Consider the following 17,514-nt stretch of genomic DNA (forward strand, 5'->3'; position numbering starts at 1 on the left):
GTTCAGCCCATGCTGCGCGTATAGCGCCGCTCGAGCACGCGGTAGTAAGTGAGCATCACCACCAGATTGGCGATGAGCAAAAGCACCGCGATGGTCGCGCCGAGCGGCCAGTTCATCGAACTGAGGAACTGGTCGTAGACGGTCGTGGCCGCGACCTTCAGACGGCGTCCGCCGAGCAGTCCCGGAATCGCGAAGGCGCTCGCGGACAGACCGAACACCATCAGACTGCCCGACAAAATCCCCGGCACGAGTTGCGGCAATACGATGCGCCGCAGCGTGACGGCGGGCGAGGCCATCAGCGAGAGCGCGGCGTTTTCCGTCTGCGGATCGATACGTTGCAGCGCGGTCCACACCGGAATCACCATGAACGGCAGCATCACGTGAACCAGCGCGATGACGATCGCGAACGTCGTATAGAGCAGCTTGTACGGACCGAAGCCGAACGCGCCGAGCAACTGGTTCACGAGCCCGTTCACGTTGAGCAGCATGCTCCAGCCGAACGCGCGCACGACCACCGAGACGAGCAGCGGCGCGAGAATCACCAGCAGGAAGATGGAGCGCCACGGATCGCCCATGCGCGACAGGATGTACGCCTCGGGCGTGCCGATCACGACACAGAGCAAGGTCACCAGCGCGGCAATGCCGAAGGTACGCGCGAAGATCGTGTGGAAGTACGACGAGCCGAGCACTTCGGCGTAGTTATGCAGGTCGAACGCGGCGACGGAGCCGATCGCGGGATCGAATCGATAGAACGTGAGCGCGAGCGTCATCGCGAGCGGCACGATCACGAGCACCGCGAAAAGCAGCAGCGCGGGCGCGCTCATCATCCAGAGCGGCAGATACGCATGCCACGGCGCGCGCCGGGCGTCGTTCGATGCCGCCGCCGATGCAGGCTCGGAAGAACGCAGCGTGCTATCCACGGGCGGCCTCCTGCTGGATGAAGCGGATCGATTCCGTGTTCCAGTCGATGCCGACTTGCGCGCCTTCTTCGAGCGGCTCGTCGCCGTGATTCTGGCAGCACACGAGCATTTCGCCCGCGCGGCTGTCGAGCCGGTAAAGCCATTGGCTGCCGAGAAAGAAGCGGCTCGTCACGCGGCCCGGCAGACGTCCGCTGCCCGCTGCGCCGAGCCTCAGTTTCTCCGGGCGGATGCACACGGTGACCGCATCGCCGACGCCGATCGCGCGCTCGCGCTCCGGAAGCTGCGAGGTCGAGCCGGTCTCCGCGAGATCGTGGCCGAGATCGATGCGAATGGCGTCGCCGTCACGCGCGACGATCGTGCCGCGCAGCATGTTGGCCTTGCCGATGAACTGCGACACGAAGCTCGTCTCGGGACGCTCATACGCGCGATAGGGCGTATCGACCTGCGTGATGCGGCCCGCTTCCATCACGACGACGCGATCGCTGATCGACAGCGCTTCGGACTGATCGTGCGTGACCATGATCGTCGTCGTACCGATCTTGCGCTGAATGCCGCGCAACTCGAACTGCATGTCCTCGCGCAGTTTCGCATCGAGATTGGACATCGGCTCATCGAGCAGCAGCACGGGCGGCGCGATGACGATCGCGCGCGCGAGCGCCACGCGCTGACGTTGCCCGCCGGACAACTCGCGCGGAAAGCGATGCGCGAACTTGTCGAGCCGCACGAGCGACAGCGCGTCGCGCACGCGCTCGCGGCGCTCGCTCTTGTCGATGCCGCGCATCTCCAGCCCGAAGCTCACGTTCTGCTCGACGCTCATGTGCGGAAAGAGCGCGTAGCTCTGAAACACGATGCCGAGGCCGCGCCGGTTCGGGCGCATGTGCGTGATGTCGCGGCCGTCGAGCATGATGCGCCCGCGCGTCGCTTCGATGAAGCCCGCGATCATCTGCAAGGTCGTGGTCTTGCCGCAGCCCGACGGCCCGAGCAGCGAGACGAATTCGCCTTTCTCGACCGACAGATTGACGTCGGCGACGGCGTGCAGATCGCCGAACGACTTCGACAGATCGGTCAATGTGAGGAACGACATGGCCTGCCCCTTCGGCGCGTCGCGCGCCGCCTGTGTGCGACTGATTCCGATGATCCGACTCTAGCTAGCCAAATTTCGGTGCGTCAATTTGAAATTCCATTGAATGAGTGAAACCTGCTTATGGATTTCGAACAGTGGAATTTATATCGCTTCGATGGAGAAATTATTTCGATGAGCGGGATTTGGGTTATCCCTTAGATTGCGTAACGCGGCTGAATCGGGTCGAATAGGGGCGGAGAATTGCGTAGCGCGGACATTCCGTTGAATGGAATACACGAGGCGAAGATGAAGGCTTCTGAAGAAGAAAACGGAACGCAGGCGCCGGACGCGCCAGGCGTCGGAATGCTCCAGCGTGCGTTCGCCGTGATTCGCGCGCTCGGTGAGGACCAGGCCGAAGGCAGCCGTGTCACCGCGCTCGCGAAGGCGGTGGGACTGACGCAGGCCACCGTGCATCGCATCCTTCATGCGCTGATCGCGGAAGGGGTCGTCGAACAGGACGAAGGGAGCAAGCGTTATCGGCTGAGCGTGGATTTCTTTTCGCTGGCGGCGCAGGCGGGCAACCCGAGCCGCATGCGCACGCTGTGCCGGCCCGCGTTGCTGCGGCTATGCGCGAGTCTCGGCGACACCATCTTCCTGCTCGTGAAGAGCAGCTTCGATGCAGTGTGTCTCGACATGTGCGAAGGCCCGTTCCCGATCCGCTCGTTCACGGGCGATGTGGGCGGGCGCGTGGCGCTGGGCGTCGGGCAGGGCAGCCTCGCGATTCTCGCGTTTCAACCCGAGGAAGAGCGCGAGGAGATCATCCGTTTCAACGTGCCGCGGCTGCATAACTATGGCGTGTTCGACGAGGTCTATCTGCGCACCGAGATCGAGCGCGTGCGCGCGCAAGGCTACGCGGGGCGCAACAGCGGATTGATCGATGGCATGGCGGGCGTCGCGGTGCCGATACTCGATCGTGCGGGGCTTGCGGTCGGCGCGTTGAGCGTCGGCACGCTGTCGACGCGTCTCGGCGAAGACCGTTTGCCCATGGTGGTCGAGTTGCTGAAGCGTCAGGCCGCGACGATCGGCCCGCAGATCAATCCGTTCGATGTGGCCGTGCGTCGTCCGGTCCACGGCCTCACGCGCGCGATGGCGACCCGGCCGTTGTCCGGCCCGGAGCAGTAGCGCTCAGTCGCTCAACCGGCTGACCTTCGTGCCTTCGAGCGACACGCCGGCCATGAGTCCGGCATTCGTCAGCACGAAGACTTCGACGGGATTGGTGGCTGTCGTCGTATCGAGCTGGCCGTTGGCGCCGAGCCTCATGACCGCGACGGTCGCATCGGTGCCGACTGCCCAGCCGTCGCGGTTGCGGAATTGCGTGAGCGCGTCATCGGTCAGGAACACGTAGATGAGCGCTTTCGATTGAGCGCCGATCTGCAAGCCGAACGAACCGCCTGCCGTGCTGTAGTACCCGTCGGTTCTGCCATCCACGCGCAGCGCGCCTTCGCCGTACTGTGCGCCGAGCCAGAAGCCCGCCGATATCACGCGTGGAAAGACGAGCACGCCGCGCGCCTTGTTCACGAGTTCGCGCGAACCGTTCACGGAGGCATAGAGGCGCTGGAGCGTCGCATCGACGGCGGCGTCGATGGCGCGGTCGCGATCGGCCGTGCCTGCCGCTGTCTCACCGGACGATGGTCCCGTGGTCGTGCATCCGCTCAACGCCAGCGCTGCCGCTGCAATGCCGCCGGCCAACAAGAGACGCCTTTTGTTCTTCTGGTTCATAGGGTTCCCGAGATCCACAGTTCTTAGGCTCTCGCACTATACAAGCTGTCGTCCGGCGTGTGTGGAGATCGGAGGGCCAGCGTATTGAGCAGAGGGAAATGGAGCGATCCGTGCTACTACGAAGCAGTCGGGACGTCGAGTTCGAGAGGAAAGGAACATGAAGCGGCTTCGGGCATTCGTATGCGTGATCCTGTCGTGCAGTCTGAGCACGGCGTATGCGGCTTCTGCGAGCGAGCATCACGCGAAGACCACGTCCGCTCATGAACGCAATCTCGATCGCTCCGGCAAACCGCGCAAGGGCAAGGCTTCGTACTACGGCCACAAGTTCTACAAGAAGAAGATGGCGGACGGCACGCCGATGAATCCGCAATCCGATTCCGCCGCGAGCAAGACGCTTCCGCTCGGCACCAAAGCACGGGTCACGAATCTCGAGAATGGCAACAGCGAAGTGGTGCAGATACGCGATCGCGGGCCGTATGTGAAGGACAGGATCGTCGATGTTTCGCCCAAGACGGCCGATAAGCTCGGGCTCAAGAAGGATGGCACGGCGCCGGTCGAGGTCAAGCCGATCGAGGTTCCGCAGCCTGATGGCACTGTGAAGTCGGGCGCGGGGGCGCCCTAGTGCGCATGAAGAAATCTCCTGACACGGTACAAGCCCGCGACCTCCGAAGCCCGCTCCGTCAGAGCTGCGCCATGACCTGAAAACCGAGCGTCACGCGCGAGGTCGACATCGCCGATGGTTTGTAGAGCGGCGTGCCCGCGAAGAACTCATAACTCAGTCCGCCATACTTCGAGGCGATGCCGCCGCGCAGACCGATCACCGCGCCGACGAGTTGTGTGCCCGCGAGAAATGCCGTGCTCGGGCCGAACACGCGTCCGTAGTCGATGCCCGCATAGAGCGATTGGCGTGACTGCCCGAGCGGCGCTTGCAACTCGTTGCGCCAGTAAAATCCGCGCTCGCCCGCGAGCATTTGCTCGCCGTCGAAGCCGCGCACCGTGTATCGGCTGCCGATCGTGAGATCGTCGACGTAGAAGAGCGTATCGGGCGAATACTGGCCATGAAACGTTGACACGTACCGGAACGGCTGACTCGCCACAACGAACGGCGCCGAGAGGTTGAAATCGACCACCGCCATACGATAGCGATAGGTCGGCCTGGTCGTGGGCGTCGATGTCGGCGGATAAGGGCCGGGCGACGGGTCGGGCGTCGCGCCAAGGCCGCCGATCCCTTGCCGATACGCGAACGTGCCGTCGATCTGCGCGCCGCCGATGTAGTGCCGATCCGTGAGCCCCGCCTCGATAAAGGTGTTGTCGCGCCGCTGAATCTCGATCTCGGTATCGTCGATAAAGCTCGCCCCGAACCGTTTCGAGAGCTGCACGTAGGCGCTGAGCACGTCGCTCTGACTGCGGCGTAGCACGCGCGCGAGCTTGACGCCCGCCGTCTGCGTGTTACCGCTCGACGCGAACGTTTGATTGACCCCCGCGATCTGCTGATAGTACGTGCTCGTGTAGCCGAAGAGCGAGCCCGTCCAGTAGCCCCACGGTACCGCGTAAGAGCCGTTGAAGCCGTGCGAGCCGAGCCCCTTGTCGTCGAAATACAGATCCTGATTGGCGCCGAGGCTCAACACGTCATTCAGGCCGAGCGGATTGTCGAGGCCGAGGCTTAGGCTCCCTTGTAGCTTGCCCGTCGCGCGGCTACCCGAGTTGTCGACCGAGGCGACGAGCGTCCAAGGCTTCGCGCGCTTGAGCGAGACGACGACATCGCTCTCGCCCGGTGCGCCGGTCGGCTCGATCTTCATGTCGGCGTCCTGGCTTGAGGGCCGCTTCATTTGTTCGATGCCTTGCTCGAGGTCGCGCAGGTTGAGCACGTCGCCGGGCCGCGTCGGAAAGGCCGAGCGCCACGACGCCCACGTCACGGGCTCGGCGAAGCGGACATCGCGAATCACGCCGGGCACGAGCGCGAACGAGAGCGTACCGCTCGCGATGTCCTGCTCGGGCACGAGGACGCGCGTCGTCACGTAGCCGCGACTTAGCACGGCTTGCTGGATGCCCTTGGCGAGTATCGCGACGCTTTCGCGGCCGATGCATTGTCCGCGATAGTGGTCGAGCCATTCGCGGGCGAAGGCGAAGCGATCGAGCGGCAGCGCCGATGCGCCTTTCTCGCGGATCGCATCGGGCAATGTCGCTGGGACAGTAAGCGCGAAGGTTTCGACGCGGAAACATGGCTGCTCGTCTGGCAGCGTCGGAAAAGTGCCATCGGTCGGCACCGTCGAGCGCACTGCGGGTGCTTGTACGGTGGCCTCGCGCTGCTCGGCGTCGCGTTGCTGTTGTACCTGTTGATTTCGTAGCGCGTTGGCGCGAGCGGCGGCGGCTTCGTCGGCGATGGTCGGTGCTTGCTGTGCGTGAGCGGCGAGCGTTAAGGCGGTTGAGAGTGGCAGGGCCGCTAGCTTGACTCTTTTCATATGCCACCATTCACAGAAGCACACACCTCGTCGGACTGGTCATCAAACGTCTTCCGCCCTCTAAAGAATGACCATGCGCCTGCGATTGATAGACCACCCGTCAGTATCGGGAAAATCGACGGGCGTGCGAAAAATGCGGGGGCGCTCAATAGTGCGTTTAACAGGAACATCCCCAGCGCCACGCGCCAAACGAGCTTGGTACAACGATCCAGGCATCTCGCGAGTAATAAATAACTTAGCGCTAAGCACAGCGAGGTCGCCGCCGCTGACGCAATGACGGAAGCGCGCTGCATGAGCGATGCTTGCGCGTCAATGGGTAAAGGTATCGCGCCCGTGAGGATCAAGAGCGCAGATAAGGCGCTCTGTCCGGCAAATATGTAAAGCGCCACCTGAGCGACCGCGAAAGAATCATCGCGCAGGGCCGTCGTTTGTTTGTCATCTTTCAGTCCGTCCTTTCTTTTCCAATGCCAATAATTATTCAATGAATTGATACGTTATCCTGAAAATAGATTGCCCCTAAACAGGCAATTAATGCCCGAACTAGCCTTCGGCGACTTCGCTGATGCTCACCGTTCAGGAAGGCATACGCGTGCGCGCTTTCTCGCACATCCGACGCTAGACGTCTGAGCCCACGCAGTTCACCCTCGCCGGGCGATGGCTTGAGCGCGCCGGATTTGAACCGAGATAGCGGGTCAAAGTGCAGGGCGAACAGGGCAGGCTTGTCATCACGCCGGCCTGAACTGCTGAACACACGACAAACCCGATTACGGCCGGGTTTGTCGTTTCAGGACTTGTCTTGCTGCTCGTCCGTCTCTTCGTAGCTCTTGCGTGCCTTCTTATAGCTGTTGTCGAACGGCTTTATTTTCAACAGCGCTGCACGACTCGTCATTCCACCAACCAGACCAATTCCAAACCCTGTCAACAGTAGAGTCTTTGCGACCCAGGATGGGACATCAAATTCCAGTGCAATCACAGCTAAACCAATACCAGCAACGATAAGCAGCAACCTAACCCATGATGCAAGGTTACCATCTTCAATTATCTTGATCTTCATAGCTCAGTTTGCCCTCTACTTCTTAATCACACCTTTTACGCGCTCCTGCAGCGATGTCGCGGTTTCACTGTCATTAACCTTATTTGTTACCTCATTGATCGCAGGCGACCACAGCGGCCACTTACCTGATGCATAGTCGGAGATGATTGCAGTAAATCCGTTGAAGACATATTGCGCATCGTTTGGCTTTACCAACTGACCAACGGCGTCAGCGATGATCCCCGTGACCGTCCCCGCAAATGAAGCGCTGGACAACGCGGGAGAATATGGCGAAGGAATCTGCGCCAAAGCAGCCGTCGCCGCACTGAAACGTCCCGCATTCGTAGATATCATCGACGCCGACTCTGCAACCGAACTGCGCATGTAATCCGCATCCGACTTATCAAACTTCGTGAACGGCCCCGTTACGTCAACACCGAATTCCTTCTTGCCGTTCTGATCATAGATAATGCTCGGCACATCTCCAGCCGGCACCGATCCCGCATTCGCCACGATATAGTTTTGCAGCTCCGCATTGGCCTGCGGCATCAACTGCGTCAGGATCGGCTTGCCGTCATCCGTCTTTCCAGCATATTGCCACTGCGCACCCGAATCACTTGGCATCTGACCAATCAGCGTCGCAGCCGCGCCCGACTCGCGCCCACCATCGAAAGAACCGCCCATGAGCCGCATCTGATCTTCGATCTGCGTCGCTGTATACTTCCCGCCGCTTTTCTCTGCCAACTGCTTCGCCAGCGTCTTCTCATCTGGGTGCAACTGCCGGTTGTACAAATCGGCATCGGATGCCGTCATTGCGCCGGTTGTACCACCTACCGCAGCCCCCGCACCGCCCGCAATCACATTCGCAAGGATATTGCCCAGCGCCTTGTCCGCATTCGCGTTACCCGTCGGGCCCGATGCCGCAATGTCTTGACTCAACTCATTGAGTTTGCGCGCTGCGGCCGCTGAGATGCCTGCGCCCGCCGCACCCTGCGCCGCGCTGCCGATACTCCCCCCGCCTAAGCCCGCCACTACCGCCCCGCCCGCGATATGCATCACGATCCGATACTTGCCACCTTCGTCCCACAACGCTGCTTCCGCTTTATACTGCGCGGCGAGTTGGGGATTGCCATCTCGAGCGGCCTGTTCCGCCGCCTTTTTAGCCGCGTCGCGCTTCGCACCCGCGATCGCCCCGATCTGCGTCGCCACCGCCTGACCCGCCGCGCTCGCGGCGTTCATCATGTCGCCTTGCTTGTCGAGCAGGTTTTGCACGTCGGGCAACTTCGCGACCGTGCCGTTGGTATTCGACGTGTCGCGATTCAGACTTGCGATGTCCTGTGCCTGATGGTCCTTGTCCGTAACGTTGATCGTCCCGGCGCCGATCCCGCTCTTTGTCGTCGCGTCGTCGCTGCCGTTTTCGCTCTGCGAAAGCATCGGCGTGAAGCCGCCCGAGTTGCTGCGTGAGGTCGTGCCGGTGCCTCTCGCGGGCGCGCCCATCGATCCGCCCGCGCTAAACCCGCTGCTGCTCGCGCTGTAGTCCGAGTGATTCGCGATATCCGAGAATGTGAGCGTGCCCGTGTTGAGCGTGTTCTTGCTCGCGTCCGCGTCGCTTCCGATCACCGCACCCTTGAGGTCGGTGTTACGCGCGACGTTGATACTAAAACCGCCATCGCCCGCACGAATCCCGCTTTGCTCCTCGACGCCCGCGTAACTACCGCTCGCGTTGCCACGCTGCGAACTGAACGAACCGCCGCCGCCCGCCTGACTGATGCTCACGCCGCCGCTCATGCTTTCCTGATGCGCGTCGCTCTTCATCGTATCCTGCACGCTCGCGATATTGAGGTTGCCACCGATATCGGCATTGACGCTCTTGGCGTTGACGTTCGCGCCGACGATGTTCGTATCGCCGCCCGAAACAATCGTCGCGCCGTTGCTCGCGTTGATGTGCGTGTTGCTCTGCGTGGTCGAATCGCTGTTGGCGTGGCCGTTCGCCTTCGACATCGACGCATCGGCGCCCCAACCCTGTGTGCCGAACGAGACGCCGAAACTCGAACTGCTCGACTCGTTCGTGCTACGCATCGAATCGGTGTTCGCCGTGCTGATCAGGTTGACGCTATCTTTTGCCGCGAGGACGACGTCGGTCGCGTCGACGTTCGAACCCGCGATTGTCAGGTCGCCGCCCGTCGCGGCGAACGACGCGGTGCCGCCCGCCTTGACGCTCGCACCGCCGGTCGTGGTCGAGTCTTGCGTCAATGTGTCCTTGCTGTGGCTGCTGCCAAACGAGAGTTCGATCTTGACGTCGGGTTTGCCGCTCGCCATCGATTCGACCGCCGCCGCGCCGTTGCCCACTGCCGCGATCGCGTGCAGGGAAGCGGCGCGCGAGTCCTCGCTACTGCCCGAGGCTTGCGCCTGATTGATGGCGGACTGGACCAGATCGACCAAGCCGCCCGCGACGCCGAGCGAGAGAGCGCTTTGCTTGACCTCGTGCGTCTCGTCGTGGTGCGCGGTGTTCGTCGCCGCGTCGAGCGTGACATTCGCGCCCGTGCCGATCACGTCTTTCGCCGCGATCAGGTCGCTGCCCGTGACGTGCAAATCGCCACCCGCGACGAGCTTGACGCTGCCGTCCGTGCTGCCCACGAGGCTCGCGTTATTCTTGACCGACGCGTCGTTGTAGGCGTCTTTCTGCTCTTTGTCGCCGTAAGAGATCGCCGCGCCCGTGCTGCCGAGCCCCGAATGCGTTTCCTCGTGATGCTGGCTCGACTGGCTCGTGTCCTGTGACGTCGTGATCGTGAGATTGTTCGCCGCCGCGAGCGCGACGTCGTTCGTCGCCGCGATCGTCGAGCCGCTGATCGTCATATCGCGCCCGGCCGCGCCGGTGACCGTGTCGCCCGAGACCGTCGAGCCGCTCGCATTGACCGCGTGCGATGCGCTCGTGTCGTTCGTCGTGTCCTCCGACAAGAATCCCGAATGTCTGGTGTGGCTCCAGCTCTGCGCGTCATGCGTTTCGCTCACGCTGCCGACGTTGACATCGCCCGTCGCGGTTAGCGCGACGCCGCCCTTATCGGCGATCACGTTCGAGCCGAGGATCGCGAGGTTGCCGGTGCCGTTCTGACCAGCCGCGAGCGTGACGCCGCCGCCTGCCTTCAGGCTCGAGCCGTTGACCTCTTCGTCGTAGCTCGACGACACGTGTTGCGCGTTTTGTCCGCCGAGCGATTGCTCGTGGTTTGTGGCGGTGTCTTTCGAGGCCGTGATCGCGAGATCGCCGCCAGCGATCAACGACGCGTTGCCGCCCGCCGCGACTGTCGAACCCGTGAGCGTGGTATCGCGGCCCGAGACGGTCGTCACGTTGCCGCCCGCGATGATCGCGCTGCCGAGATGCTGGCTGACTTCGTCGTGGCCTCCGTTCAAACGGCCTTGAGACTGCACCTGGCGCGAGCTCGTGAATTCAGTCGTGCCGACATTGATATCGCGACCGGCCGTGATGCCCGCATTGCCGCCCGCCTTGACGGTCGCGCCCGAAAGTGTCGCGTCGCGGCCCGCGATCACCGCGACGTTGTTCGTCGCCGAGATCGTGCCGAGCGCATCGACGCCCGTTCCCGTCACGCGGCCGCTGAAGTCGCCCGAGCCGAACTCGCTCGCGACGCCATACGTGCGCGTCTCGTTGATGACGTCGCGCCCGGCTTGCACGAGCACATCGCCGCCCGCGATGCGCCCGCTCGTATTGCGCACGTCCTGCACGGCGACGACCGCCGTCGTGCCCGCGCTGCCGATCACGCCGCTATTGGTCACGTTATTGCCGATGATCGTCGTCGCGAGGTCGCTCGACACGTGTCCGCTGTTGGTGAAGTCGCCGCTCGCGGTCAGGTTCACGGCGTTACCCGCGACGAGCGCGCCGCTCTTCGAGAGGTCGACCGCGTTCGCGCCCGCGAGATAGAGTTGGGGCACGAGCACGGTCGCGTGCGAGGCATCGGGTAGGGTGACGTCCTGCGAGACGAGCCAGACCATATCCGTAGTCAGGCGCGCCATTTGCCCGGCGGTCAGCGCAATGCCCGGCGAGAGGCCAAATTCCTTTGCATAGCCGACGCCGTTGTTCATGAGCGCCGTGTACTCGGCCATTGCGTTGCTATAACCGGTGAGAAACGTGCGGCCCGTGAGTTGCGTGATCTGGTTGCGAACGAGCGTCTGCTCGTACATGCCATCGCCGAGCCGCTTGATCGTCTTTTGCGGATCGAGATCGAGGGCGCTGAGCATGTAGTCGCTACTGATGAACTTGCCGTAGTTCGTCAGGCGCGGGTCGGTCGCGATCAGGTAAGTCGCGCCGGGCGCGGTGTTGTACGTGTACAGCCCGCTCGTCGGCAGCTTCAGGTTCGGAATGCCGCCCGTCGCGCCGCCGAGCGTTCGCGGGGCGCTCGTCTGTCCGCTCGCGATCGGCGCGTGCGCACCGTCGATCGTCTGTGCTTTGCCGCGTTGCCCCGAGATCGCGTCGGTCAGCGTGCCTTCCACACTGCCGCCCGCGACGCCCGAACCGATCACCGTGTTGCCCTGACGGTCGACCGAGTTGATGCTGATCGTTGTCGCGTTCGTCTGGACGGTGCCGTTTCCGGTTGCGATCGCGGGTAGCGCGGCGACGGTGGTCGTCGTCTGCGTGATACCCGTGTCGACAACCTGCGTGTCGTTGCTGCCGCCCGTTTTCTGATGCCAGTAGAACGTGCTCGACGTCTTGCCGGTAATCGTCTCTTGCAGGACCGTGCCGGAGTCGTTGACGACGCCCCCCGTCGCGCGACGCACGAGGTCGCCGCCGGCCGCCATCGTCGATGAGACGTTATCGATGCGACCACCGTCCGCGTTGATGCGGATCGCCCCTTGCGCCTGCATCTTCGCCGCCGTGCCCGCGCTTACGAGCTTGTCTGCTGTTGTCGTCGTGCTGGTCGTGCGGCTCGTCTCGACGTAGTCGTGACTGTCGGACCCGAGGTCGTAACGCATCACCACCTGATCGGGCCGAATGTTCTTCTTCGGATCGAAGTCCGGCCAGAACGTGATTGAGACGGTCCCGTCGCCGTTGTCTTTCAGACGTTCGTACCATTGCGTCGGATTGGTCGTGACCTGGCGGGTTCGTTCCTGGAAGTCGACGTCGTTGATGCCAGAGAAGATAGTCACGATTGTCTTATCCTCGATCGGCTGCGAGAGCGAGAACGTTTTGGCCGTGGGGTCGACATTCGTTACCTGATCTTTGGGTAGCCTTACGGTGATCGGTTTGGCAAGCGCCGCGATCGTCTCGGTACCGATCGCGCCAGCTCGCCATCGCCACTCGGGAAACACTTCGCTCACGTAGTCGCCTAGATCGCGGCCGCTGAGCCCGGCAGTCCATAGTGTGAGCGTCGTCGTTCCCGTCTCCTGCGGCGTACCCGGTTCGGTGACCAAGCCGACGCGCTCGTTCCTGATCATGCGCGCGGCGATATCCATATCGCCTTCGGCCTCGATGCTCGCCGCGCTGTTGACGATCGAGTTCGTCTGATTCGCGAGGAGTCCGTCGGCGTCGCGCGTGCCGTTGCGCGCGATCTCAAGATTGCCGAGGCTGTAGATCAGTGCCCCGTCTTTGTTCGTCACCGAGTTATCGGCATAAAGGCGCACGCTACGCGCGCCCGCGATCACCGCCGCGGCGCCCGCGTTCTCGATGTCGCTCGCATCGAGCGTCACATCGTTGCCGATCACGGTTCCGGTATTGGCGAACCTCGCGCTCCTGGTCGTAACGGTGTCGCCTTCGATGCGCCCGGCGTTCGTGATCGTGCCCGTCGCGTTGACGCTCGTCGCCGTCGAGTTGATATCGGCGCCCGCCGCGTTGACGACATCGCGCCCGCTCACGGTCAGCGCGCCGTTCGCGGCAAGCGTGCCCGCGTTGGTGAGCGTGCCGGTCGCGGCGACGCGCATGTCGCCATCGGCGTGCAGGTTGTTGGCTGCGCCGTTCGTGTAGTCGCCCGCGACATCGAGCGCGAGGTTGCGCCCGGCGATCATGTCGCCGTCGCCCGAGACGACGCCGCTCGCGCTGACGTCGCGATTGGCGCGGATCGATCCACCCGCGTTCGAGAGCGAGGCGACCGCGAGCGAGACGTCGAGGGCGCCGAGGATCGTGCCGCCGTCGTTGATGACGGCCGCGCTCGCTTGATTGATGTTGAGCGCGCTGTGCCCGAAAAGCGTGCCGCCCGCGTTGTTCACCCTCTGCGTGACGTTCAGATTCGCCGCGCGCCCCGCGACGAGGTTCGCGCCTGCGTCGTTTTCGAGCGTCTGCGCATTGAGCGTCAGGTCGCCATTTCCGCCGAGGGTGCCGCCCGTGTTGGTCACGTCGAGCGCGGTGATCGTCGTCGCGCCGTCGCCCGCGTTGGTGAGCTTGCCGCCCGCGTTGTCGATCCGCGCCGCTTTCACGCTCGCCGAACCGTGCGCGCCGATGGCGATGATCGTGCCGCCCGCATTGTCAAGCGTGCTACCCGCGTTGATGTCGAGATTGCCCGCCGTCTTTATCGACCCGCCCGCATTGCCGATACCGCCTTGCGTGCCAACGTGCAATCCCGCTGCGCCGTAGAGCGAACCGTTGCGGTTCACGATGCCCGAGGCCGCATCGATCCGCGCCGCGTTCATCGCCCGCAGCGTGCCGTTCGTATTGTCGAGGCTCGTACCGCTTACCGTGAGCGCGCCGTCGGTCTGTACGCTTCCGCTGACGTTCGAGAGTGCGCCCGCCGATTTGACCGAAAGCGCGCCTGCGCCTGTGTGCCGCACCGTGCCGCCGTCGTTCGTGATCGTCTGCGCGTCGATGCCGAGAGTCTTCGCGCTGCTCGCGATCGTGCCGCCCGTGTTGTCGAGCTTGCCGCCCGCGTGGATCGTCTGATCGGCCGCGCCGTACTGCGTGAGCTTGCCGCCCGCGTTGACGAGCGCGCCCGGCGTCGAGATGGCGAGCGTGTCGCCCTCGATCGTGCCGCGCGTGTTGTCGATCGATGCGCCCGATACCGTCGTCGCCGCGCCCGAGAGGGTGCCGCCCGTGTTGTCGAGCGCATTGCTCGCGACGACTTCCAGTGCGCCGTCCACCGTGACGCTGCCCGACCGATTATCGACGTTCTGCGCGTGAATCGTTGCATCGCCCGCCGCCGTGAATTTTCCGGCGTTCGAGAGCGAGAGCGCCTCGACGTCGAGCGCGCCGTTCGTGCCGATCGTTCCGCCCGCGCCATTGACGAGTGCGCCTGTCGTCGACACGTTCAACCCGTCGCCGTTGAGCGATGTGATCCTGCCGCCCGTGTTGTCGAGCGAGGCCGACTTGACCCTCGCCGCTTTGGCCGCCTGAATCTTTCCGGCGTGATTGTCGAGCGCGGCCGCGTCAAGCGTGAGCGCGCCGTTCGTGACGACATCGCCCGAGACGTTCGACAGCGTCCCGTTCGAACTCATCGAGAACGCGCCCGTGCCCGAGTGCTGAACCTTGCCGCCGTTATTCGTGATCGTCTGTGCGTCGATGCCGAGTTTCGTCGCATTGCTCGTGATTGTGCCGCCGGTGTTGTCGAGCTTGCCGCCCGCGTGAATCTTCTGACCGGCCGCGCCGTATTGCGTGAGCTTGCCGTTCGCGTTGACGAGTGCGCCCGGCGTCGAAACATCGAGCGTGTCGCCCTTGATCGTGCCGCGCGTGTTGTCGATCGATGTGCCCGAGACGGTCGTCGCCGCACCCGAGAGCGTGCCGCCGGTGTTGTCGAGCGCACCGTTCGCGGCGGCATCGAGCTTGCCGCCCGCCGTGACGCTGCCGCCGCGATTGTCGAGCGTGTTCGCGCGTATGTGCGCATCGCCCGCTGCCGTGAGTTGACCCGCGTTCGAGAGCGAGAGCGCGACGACATCGAGCGCGCCGTTCGCGCCTATCGTTCCGCCCGCGCCATTGATGAGCGCGCCTGTCGTCGACACCTTCAACCCGTCGCCATTGAGCGACTCGATCTTGCCGCCCGTGTTGTCGAGCGAGTTCGCCTGCACGGTTTCACGGCCCGCCGCCTGCATCGTGCCGCCACGATTGTTCAGCGCGCCGCGTGTGTTCACATCGAGCGTCGATTGCGAGACGAACTGACCTTTCTCATTCGACACCTTGGCCGCCGCGACCCGCATCGCGCCGCCGCTCGAGAGCTTGCCGCCGTTGTTCGTGAGCGTGCCCGCCGCGTCGGCGCCAAGCGCGCCCCCTGCGGTCGTGCTCGCGCCCGACAGGTTCATGTCGCCGCTCGTGGCGTCGAGCGTCAGCGCGTTATTGGCCGATGTATTGCTGCCCGCGAGATCGACCGATGCACCCCGAATCGTCGTGTTGCCGCCGCCTTCGTTGCGCCCGCTTGCCGATACCGCGCCGCTGGCGGTCACATTCAGGTCGCCCGCGTTGGCGATCGTGCCGTCGTCGTTGACGCCAGCGCCGATTGTGCCAGTCGACGCAACGCTGCCCGCGCTGATCGTCGTGTTGTTCTGCGCGGCGAGCACGCCCGTATTCGCGAGCGTGCCCGAGATCGTCGCGCTGACGTCGCCACGTGCATAGGTTGTACCGCCGTTGTCGATGCCTTGGGCGGCGGTGATATTGATGTTGCCGCTCGCGTTGGTGCGCCCGGCCAGGATGAGCTTACCGGCCGACGTGAGCGTCAGGTCGCCCGCCTGCGCAGCAATGACCCCACGCGTCGAAACCCCGACACCGTTTTCTGTGCCGACGAGTTTGATCCTGCCCGCATACATGCCGCCCAACTGGCTGACATCGATCGCGAACGATGGCGCCGCGCCATTGCCCGCGATCGGCGTCGCGGCGAGCGTGTCGTGATCGACCTGATTCGTGCCCGCGATAACATTGAGCTGGTTCGCGTAGATGGCCGCGTTGACCTGCACGGCGCGCGCGAGTATGTCGACCGTGTCGACGTTCGACGCATTAAGGCCCGCGCCCTGGATGCTGATGTTGCCGCCGTTGACCGTGAAGCCCGCGAGGTTGCCGTTTGGTCCGAAATTCGGCGTCCCGGTCGTCAGAATCCCGCGTGACACGTTGAGAAAGCCGCCGCCATCCACGAGGATGCCGTTCGGATTTGCAATGATGACCTCGGCGCGTGGCCCCGCGACCTCGAGATACCCTCGCAGTTGCGACGCCGAGTTGCTCGACACTTGATTGACGATCACGCGCGCTTCTTGACCCGGCGTGAGATTCGCGTTGCCGTTGACGTAACCAGCCTGTTGAGTCTGCGTGATCGTCGGCGAGTTATTGAGTATTGCGCCTTGTTTCTGAATGTCGAATTGCGCGTAATTATTCAGGGATACGCCCGCGCCCGAGGGTCTTGCGATATCGACTTGTGGAAGCCCGTTTTGGGTCTGCACGACATGCGCCCCCGAGCCGGGCGACGCGACGATCTGCGCGAGCGACGACGTGCTCAAGATGACATTGCCGGCGAGCAGCATCGCGGCCAGCGCGAGCTCGCGCAGTGCGGGCGCGCGTTCGGCATCACATACGATGGCGCTCGCGCGGCGCGAGCCGGGCGTGTTGCCGTGAGCGTTGGCGAAATCCGCGACGGCGACGAGCATATGCCGCACACGGCTAAAGACGAGTTTGTGAATACCCTTGTTCATGCTTATTATGTGGGAATGAATCAGCGACTATTAATTCGTTATGCAATGCTAAATAGCGGATTTATTTCTATAACGGGACCGCTGCTAAGCGTGAAGCGTCGTCATGAATTTCCCAAATAAAAAGAACAACTCGCAGACGGCAAGACCACGCGAGTCCTCGGCGTCGACGAAAAAAGGCGCAACGTTGTGAAGCAAGGCGCACCAAGGCGCTCTTGCGAAGAACAATTAAAGAGGAGAGTCCGCTTCGCACAAGCGAGGCGGCGAGGGTCCGTCCGTACTATGGCGGCCGCTCAAATCACCAGGCGTGATTTGAGCAGGAGCCGATAGCGCTAGTCAAGAGTCCAAAATTCCCCGAGTCGTGCAATATGAACGACAGGCTGCGCTTTGTCCAACTTTTTCGTTTTTCGACGCGTGCGATCTGAGCGAATTAGAAACGCAATGCAAAAAGTAGAGCCAAACGAGCCCGCCATTTCGCGCGCGGGCTCGCTTCGAACAAACACGTTTGAGTCAAATATCATTTCGCTTTTGTCGATAGTATTGACTACTAATAAACATTCCATAATATATCTAGTGGTGTGTAGCGAATTGATTGAGTGTGCGATTTAAAGAAATAGACCTGTTAAAGATCGGAAGTGGCAGTTGATAGATAAATTC

At 63.0% G+C, this 17,514-nt stretch carries 9 protein-coding genes; 2 read left to right on the forward strand and 7 right to left on the reverse strand.

The features are described 5' to 3' along the window. Positions 1-2: 2 nt before the first annotated feature. Positions 3-920 (reverse strand): ABC transporter permease, encoded by a 918-nt coding sequence (locus ACEN42_RS23820; RefSeq protein WP_371884896.1) that lies wholly within the window; start codon positions 918-920, stop codon positions 3-5. Continuing rightward, positions 913-2,004 carry an ABC transporter ATP-binding protein gene (locus ACEN42_RS23825; protein WP_035503798.1) on the reverse strand — a complete coding sequence of 364 codons (1,092 nt, stop codon included), beginning with the start codon at positions 2,002-2,004 and terminating at the stop codon, positions 913-915. The genes ACEN42_RS23820 and ACEN42_RS23825 overlap by 8 nt, the downstream gene beginning before the upstream one ends. 285 nt (positions 2,005-2,289) lie before the next feature. On the opposite strand from ACEN42_RS23825, the gene ACEN42_RS23830 reads away from it, so the two are divergent. Beyond that, positions 2,290-3,165 carry an IclR family transcriptional regulator gene (locus ACEN42_RS23830; RefSeq protein WP_371884897.1) on the forward strand — a complete coding sequence of 292 codons (876 nt, stop codon included), beginning with the start codon at positions 2,290-2,292 and terminating at the stop codon, positions 3,163-3,165. Between the two features lie 3 nt (positions 3,166-3,168). Here the strand turns inward: ACEN42_RS23830 and ACEN42_RS23835 are convergent, their stop codons facing one another. After that, a complete protein-coding gene (locus ACEN42_RS23835) occupies positions 3,169-3,762 on the reverse strand; it encodes a YSC84-related protein (RefSeq protein ID WP_371884898.1) in 594 nt (197 codons plus the stop codon). 157 nt (positions 3,763-3,919) lie between these two features. Between ACEN42_RS23835 and ACEN42_RS23840 the strand changes: the two genes are divergently transcribed. Further along, positions 3,920-4,384, forward strand: a complete 465-nt coding sequence (locus tag ACEN42_RS23840; RefSeq protein ID WP_187606692.1) for a septal ring lytic transglycosylase RlpA family protein — start codon at positions 3,920-3,922, stop codon at positions 4,382-4,384. 58 nt (positions 4,385-4,442) lie between these two features. Here the strand turns inward: ACEN42_RS23840 and ACEN42_RS23845 are convergent, their stop codons facing one another. The 4 genes from ACEN42_RS23845 to ACEN42_RS23860 all read right to left on the reverse strand — a co-directional run bounded on the left by ACEN42_RS23845 (position 4,443) and on the right by ACEN42_RS23860 (position 16,860). Continuing rightward, positions 4,443-6,224 (reverse strand): ShlB/FhaC/HecB family hemolysin secretion/activation protein, encoded by a 1,782-nt coding sequence (locus ACEN42_RS23845; protein ID WP_371884899.1) that lies wholly within the window; start codon positions 6,222-6,224, stop codon positions 4,443-4,445. Next, positions 6,221-6,706 (reverse strand): hypothetical protein, encoded by a 486-nt coding sequence (locus tag ACEN42_RS23850; protein ID WP_371884900.1) that lies wholly within the window; start codon positions 6,704-6,706, stop codon positions 6,221-6,223. The genes ACEN42_RS23845 and ACEN42_RS23850 overlap by 4 nt, the downstream gene beginning before the upstream one ends. Before the next feature lie 302 nt (positions 6,707-7,008). Further along, positions 7,009-7,278: a hypothetical protein gene (locus tag ACEN42_RS23855; RefSeq protein ID WP_371884901.1), complete on the reverse strand. Its 270-nt coding sequence runs from the start codon at positions 7,276-7,278 to the stop codon at positions 7,009-7,011. Between the two features lie 15 nt (positions 7,279-7,293). Further along, positions 7,294-16,860, reverse strand: coding sequence for a hemagglutinin repeat-containing protein (locus ACEN42_RS23860; RefSeq protein ID WP_371884902.1), 9,567 nt, complete (start codon positions 16,858-16,860; stop codon positions 7,294-7,296). Positions 16,861-17,514 lie beyond the last annotated feature (654 nt).

The sequence above is a fragment of the Caballeronia sp. S22 genome (assembly GCF_964261745.1).
Classification (GTDB): domain Bacteria; phylum Pseudomonadota; class Gammaproteobacteria; order Burkholderiales; family Burkholderiaceae; genus Caballeronia; species Caballeronia jiangsuensis.

Excerpts from the sequence above, each read along its gene's own strand:
- ACEN42_RS23825 (WP_035503798.1), bottom strand. The coding sequence starts at position 2,004 with ATGTCGTTCCTCACATTGACCGATCTGTCGAAGTCGTTCGGCGATCTG.
- ACEN42_RS23860 (WP_371884902.1), bottom strand. The coding sequence starts at position 16,860 with ATGAACAAGGGTATTCACAAACTCGTCTTTAGCCGTGTGCGGCATATG.
- ACEN42_RS23845 (WP_371884899.1), bottom strand. The coding sequence starts at position 6,224 with ATGAAAAGAGTCAAGCTAGCGGCCCTGCCACTCTCAACCGCCTTAACG.
- ACEN42_RS23830 (WP_371884897.1), top strand. The coding sequence starts at position 2,290 with ATGAAGGCTTCTGAAGAAGAAAACGGAACGCAGGCGCCGGACGCGCCA.
- ACEN42_RS23840 (WP_187606692.1), top strand. The coding sequence starts at position 3,920 with ATGAAGCGGCTTCGGGCATTCGTATGCGTGATCCTGTCGTGCAGTCTG.
- ACEN42_RS23835 (WP_371884898.1), bottom strand. The coding sequence starts at position 3,762 with ATGAACCAGAAGAACAAAAGGCGTCTCTTGTTGGCCGGCGGCATTGCA.
- ACEN42_RS23855 (WP_371884901.1), bottom strand. The coding sequence starts at position 7,278 with ATGAAGATCAAGATAATTGAAGATGGTAACCTTGCATCATGGGTTAGG.